The sequence below is a fragment of the Nitrospirota bacterium genome (assembly GCA_016214385.1).
Classification (GTDB): Bacteria; Nitrospirota; Thermodesulfovibrionia; order UBA6902; family JACROP01; genus JACROP01.
Map to the genome: position 1 here is coordinate 1 of JACROP010000106.1, position 5,530 is coordinate 5,530.

Genomic DNA, 5,530 nt, shown 5'->3' on the forward strand with positions numbered 1-5,530 from the left:
TTCGTAGAACTGACTCTAATTCATCTGCATGAGTTGGAGATGCTTCACCAAGAGAAATAGTAACATTAATATCACCAGCCTTAAGTTGTAGAAGCCGCCCCTCAGCATCATAGACAACGCCTTCCTTCTGCTTAACCCACCATGGTTCCAATGCAAGTTGAGCATCTTCTACAGTTGCGTAGACGTAAACATCATCCAATCCTTCAACTACAAATATAGGGCAGATGGGCAAACTCATTACCAGCCACCCTCCCATGGTCTGTGTTTCTTCATTCCTTGCCCTGGCTTACCATGTCCAGGGCGGGTAGGGTCAAGATAGTAAGAAAGGGTCAGGTCTTTACTTTTGATGTCTTTCACTCTCACTCACCAGCCTGCTCACAGTTGAATAATGCATACCTAAATAATCTGCAATTTCCTTTTGGCTGTAGCCATGCTTCTCTATTGCTTCTGCTATTTTTCTGTTCCTTCTTATCCTATTTAATAATATATCATCACTAAATATCTCTTTAAGCGCAGGCCTTTTTAAATACCTCTGTTCCTTTGGTATTTCTTTTATGTCTTCATGCCCTTTTATATATCCAATTAATCTTTCAACAAAATCTTCTTCTCCAAGTATGCTCTGGCCTTTGACATTTTCCCATATGTTTTTTATTCCTATCCCTGCTTCAACAAATTCCCTGTATTTCTTTTCTGCCTGTTTCCTTTTTGTACTGAATTGCCCTAATATCCAGTCTGTTGTGTGACAAGGATGTGGTCTATCAATACCAGATGTTGCACGATAACTGCTCCATCTCCATTCCTTAGGTGCCCTTACCGCCCTTGCTCTCACAGGATTTAGTTCAACATACCGGCTGACTTCAAGCAGATGGCTTTCCTTTTGTATCAATATTGCCTTGTATCTTCCCTGAAACACATGCCCTACCCGTTCATGCCTCTTGTTGAATTCCTGCGTGTAAACCCCGTTTAGCTGCCTCATCCCTCTTGAAAGATTCCCATCAGGTGTCTCTATTACAAGGTGATAGTGATTGTTCATAAGACAATAGGCATGGCATATCCAATTGTATCTCTTATTTACTCTATGCAGTGTATCCAGAAGTACTCTACGGTCTTCATCGTCTTTAAATACTGGCTTTCTTTCGTTTCCTCTTGATGTTATATGATACAATGCTCCGTCGTATTCTATTCTTAATGGCCGCGCCATGATATGTACTTATCATATCTGCCTTGAAATGTCAAGATTAAAGACTTGACCCCTTTATCTTATTTCCGTTTATACCCGCAAGCCTGTTACGAACATCCCAGGTGTATGTAGTCGTGCCACAGGAATTTGTCATACTTAAAAGATTTCCATTATTATCGTAGGTGATGTTCTTAGCAGAGCCGACAGCAGGTGTAAACGACAGCATCTTAAACTTGTATCTATCTTTGTATCTCTGAAGTATCTCAATATATTTCCTGTAATCTTTTTCGTTCTTAAAAATATCTTGGCGGTTATTCCCTCTTGTTAATATGTGATATACATATTCTCTTGGTGCTATCCTCGCTGTCCTCGGCATGCCTAAAATCTATCATACACTGCCTTCTTTGTCAATAAAATAGAACCGTCCCCTTTATTCTTTACTTTGTTTCTGTATTTTAGATTCAAGTTCATCGATTATGGCGTTTAGCCAGCCTCTTAAGCATCTCGTCGAACAAAAGTATATACCGAATTGTCCTCCAGTCACATCAGAAACCACATCGAGCATGCAATCAATTTCTCTGTCTTTTCCTTTACCATCGTTATGTGCCCCGTGCCAAATCAGACTGAGAAAACCATCCATTTTCTTATCTGGTACACCAACGTCACGTTTTCTATTCATTAGATAGGCCCCACACTCAAGAACAGCGAAAGAATGTGGCTCAAATATTTTTGCCTTTTTACACCATGGACATATAGCCTTACTGGGGTATACCCCTTCTTTCATTTTGAGTGGAAATTTCATAGCATCTAAGCTTGTAAGGCTCCTACTCCGCTTCGGAGGCTCCGAAAAATGGATTCACAATATTATCGACCATGTCGCCAACCATGTTTCCTACTGCCTCTTGCGCACCAGATTCATGAATATCAAACCCTAAATCTAATATTGTTACTCCTAAACCTATCAAGCCAAGTTTCTTAAGCGCCTTTCGAAGGCGTTTCGAATCCTTTAATCCCTTATCCATAGGACATTTATTTTCCAAATCATACTTTCCGAGTTTCTTATTGTCTTTATACACATGCACATGATCAGGTGGGTGGTCATCTGGATATTTCTCAAATCTGTAGCCACCAGCTTTTTTTCTCCATAATCCCCATGGATCGATATAATTAATAGAATTATTGTCGACATAAACAAATTTATTTATCCCCCCCGCCAATCCAATCGGATCTTCGCTTATAAACCTCTGCAACTCCGGCGAGTAATAACGAGCTCTGTAGTAATATAACCCTGTTCCATCATTTTCACGACCAGTGTATTGAAAAGGATTATCAGATGATTCGCCTGTTATTGTCACAGCACCAAAAGGGTCGTAAGTATATGTCGTCTTAACAGCGCCTGTGTCGTCAACCAATGCGATTACACTACCAAGAGCATCTGTTTTATAATGCCTTATTGTTCCATCTGCCTTTATTCTTGCAAGAGGCTCGTCTATATTCAAAGTCCTCACATAGTTTGTAACCGCACTGCCTTCAATCTCTTGAATGATGTCTAAACCATCGTAAAGGTATTTAATGGTTTTTCCATTTATAGTCTTTTCAATCCTTCTCCCCAAAGCATCATACTTAAAAGAAGCTGTCAGAGATGAACAATCGGGTTTAAAGCCATTGATCCCTGCTAAACGATTCCTTACATCCCATGTGTATGTGGTCTTGCCACAAGAATTGGTTACACTCGTGAGATTCCCATTATCATCGTATGTCATATTCTTCGCCGATCCTGTCTGAGGAACAAATGTTACCATCTGATTCGCCTCGTTATAATCGGCATCTGTAACCCCATCCCTCAATGGCTGTACTGCATTCCTCTTGTATTTCGTTCTGTTCCCGTTGGGGTCATATTCATAAAGGAGATCCTCAAGGACTGTGGTTGATTTGAGGTGTTTCATATTCAAGAGCCTGCTTGCTGTGTCATAGGAATATGTCGTCTGTATCGTTGGATTGGTTGATGTGCCTATTAGATAATCCTGCTGTGTTCTCCTTCCAGCACTGTCATAGGTTATCTTGAAGTTCCTGTCCTTTGTCCCTATCTTCTGTTTGATGTTTGTCAGCCTCCCCACCTTGTCATATGTATAATTAACCACAGGCTGGCCTGCTACTGTCATGGTTATTCTTCTTCCTATTTTATCATAGGTGTTATCTATTGTCCCAAGAGGCGTCACTTCTTTGATTATTTTATCTGCTATCCCGCTGCATCCTGTTGTGCAGCCTGTGTCTGAGTATGTGTAAGTGATTGTGCCACTGACGCTGTCACCGACACTGATAAGCCTCCCTGCTGTATCATAGGTATATGTGGTATATGAAGCATCATGATATGTGGCCTTTGTTATTCTATTCATTTTGTCATAAGTATAAGTAGTTTTCTGGCTTTTTCGGTCTGTGACGGAAGTAAGATTATCGCTCGTATCATAAATATATGCCTCAACTTTACCCGATTGATCTGTCATCTTTTTAACTCTGCTTCTATCGTCATATTCATACCTTATGTCATGATTCTTTGTATCTATTACCTGGGTGAGTTTTCCATCACCAGCATAATAATATCTCGTTATGCTTCCAAGAGGGTCTGTGACCTCTCTAATTCTGCTCATTGGATCATAATTATAACCTGTGCTTTTTCCATTTGCATCTGTCGTTTTTGTAAGCCTGTTTAATGAATCATAGGCCATCTGGGATGAGTTTCCCAAGGGGTCTGTGACCTTGGTGAGATTGCCTGAGGCATCGTATTCCATTGTTGTTTTATTTCCAAGTGCATCGGTCACAGATATAGGTTTTCCCATATTATTATAGCTGATGGTCGTTGTGTTTCCAATCGGGTCTTTGATGGAGGTAAGATTACCCTTTGAGTCATAGCTCATGGTTGTTATATTCCCAAGGGCATCTGTTATCTTAGTAACTTTGCTAAAGGTGTCTTCATATTCATAGCTGGTTGTGTTTCCTCCATTGTCTGTAATAGTTGCCACCCTGCCCTTTGAGTCATAGGTGTAGGTTATTTTCCTTCCGAGGGGGTCTGTGACAGATTTTAAAAGGTTTGTCCCTACTTCCCTGTCATATTTGGTTGTTCCATCAGGTGTTGTCATCTGTGTGACGTATTTATCCTTGTATGCCCCTGTTTCATCGTAAAACCTCCAGGTCGTTACCCCTGCATTTGGAGCTGTCATTGAGGCCTCTGTGATATTGCCTCCTGCTATTGTGTAGTTGAATGTGTAAGTGCCTCCATCTATGTGGGTCTGTTTTATTACCCTGTGGTTTGTATCATATTCATTTAATACCTCACGGATGCCCCTCTCATTTATTATCTCTGACATCCTGCCTGATGAGTCGTATTTATACTCAATTGTGCCTCCATCAGGAGGATAAGAGACTTTCTTGAGCCTTGGGCGGTCGGTTGAGTCTTTATCATAGGTATAGCTTACAGTCCTCCCTGCAGGATCAACAATCTCATCGGTCCTGGAAAATCCACTCATTGGACCCCCTGTTGCTGTAAAGGTCTGGTTAAAGGCTATCTTTCTGCCATCTGGCATTATTATCTCTGTTAGATAACCTCCTTCAAAATCAGACCTCCTCGTGAGGGTGAGCTTATTGCTATTTCTGTCTGCTATCTCTATCAAATCACCACTGCTGTCAAACTTGTATGTCCAGCCATCCCTCATCCTGAGGGTCTTTGAGCCATCGGTATTCTTTGTAATGACTGCACCACGCATGTCAGGGTCTGTGTCATTGATAAAGGTCCCATCTGCCTGTTTAACACTAAACCTGTATTGATAATTGCCAGGTTTAATTAGCAAAAACATTGTTGTGTCTGTGTTATTAATCTTCCCATCTGCCCCATAGGCCCCCATCCACCAGTCATATTCAAAGTATGTGTTTCTGCCGAATGCGCCTATCGGCTCATTACCTGAGGTGTCCTTGCTTCTGTAATATCTTGTGATATTAACTGGAATTATCCCGGGTATGTGAAGGTCTGTCTTTTCGTGTATGAAATAACCTGTTGAAAGGTCAACAGGTTCTGCTGCCTGACTCTTACAATCAGGGCTTGTCTTCTCAGTATTTGCGCTCTGGCCTCCCCAGGCTGTTGCGCCACAGCAGAACTTTGGTATCCCTACCCCCGGGTCAGAGACTATGTATCTTCCATCAGAAGAGACAGTGCCTGTCCCTGCTATTGCCCAGTCATTGGGTGCCTCTCCTTCATTTGGAGATTCATCGTAATACCAGAGAACTGCCTTTTGCCCTGGAAGCAGGCCTAAGTCATTGGGGGCCTTAAAGGGAATAGGTTGATCTGCTGTCCCACCA

5 protein-coding genes are annotated in these 5,530 nt (G+C 41.6%); all 5 read right to left on the reverse strand.

Annotated features, from left to right (window positions below):
* Positions 1–238: hypothetical protein (locus HZC12_06650; protein MBI5026390.1), on the reverse strand; the 238-nt coding region annotated here is incomplete at its 3' end.
* Between the two features lie 99 nt (positions 239–337).
* Positions 338–1,201: a transposase gene (locus HZC12_06655; GenBank protein ID MBI5026391.1), complete on the reverse strand. Its 864-nt coding sequence runs from the start codon at positions 1,199–1,201 to the stop codon at positions 338–340.
* 37 nt (positions 1,202–1,238) lie between these two features.
* Positions 1,239–1,556 (reverse strand): hypothetical protein, encoded by a 318-nt coding sequence (locus tag HZC12_06660; GenBank protein ID MBI5026392.1) that lies wholly within the window; start codon positions 1,554–1,556, stop codon positions 1,239–1,241.
* Between the two features lie 54 nt (positions 1,557–1,610).
* Positions 1,611–1,964 carry a hypothetical protein gene (locus tag HZC12_06665; protein MBI5026393.1) on the reverse strand — a complete coding sequence of 118 codons (354 nt, stop codon included), beginning with the start codon at positions 1,962–1,964 and terminating at the stop codon, positions 1,611–1,613.
* Positions 1,965–2,004: 40 nt separating this feature from the next.
* A partial coding sequence (locus HZC12_06670; protein MBI5026394.1) for an RHS repeat protein occupies positions 2,005–5,530 on the reverse strand: 3,526 nt, incomplete at its 5' end.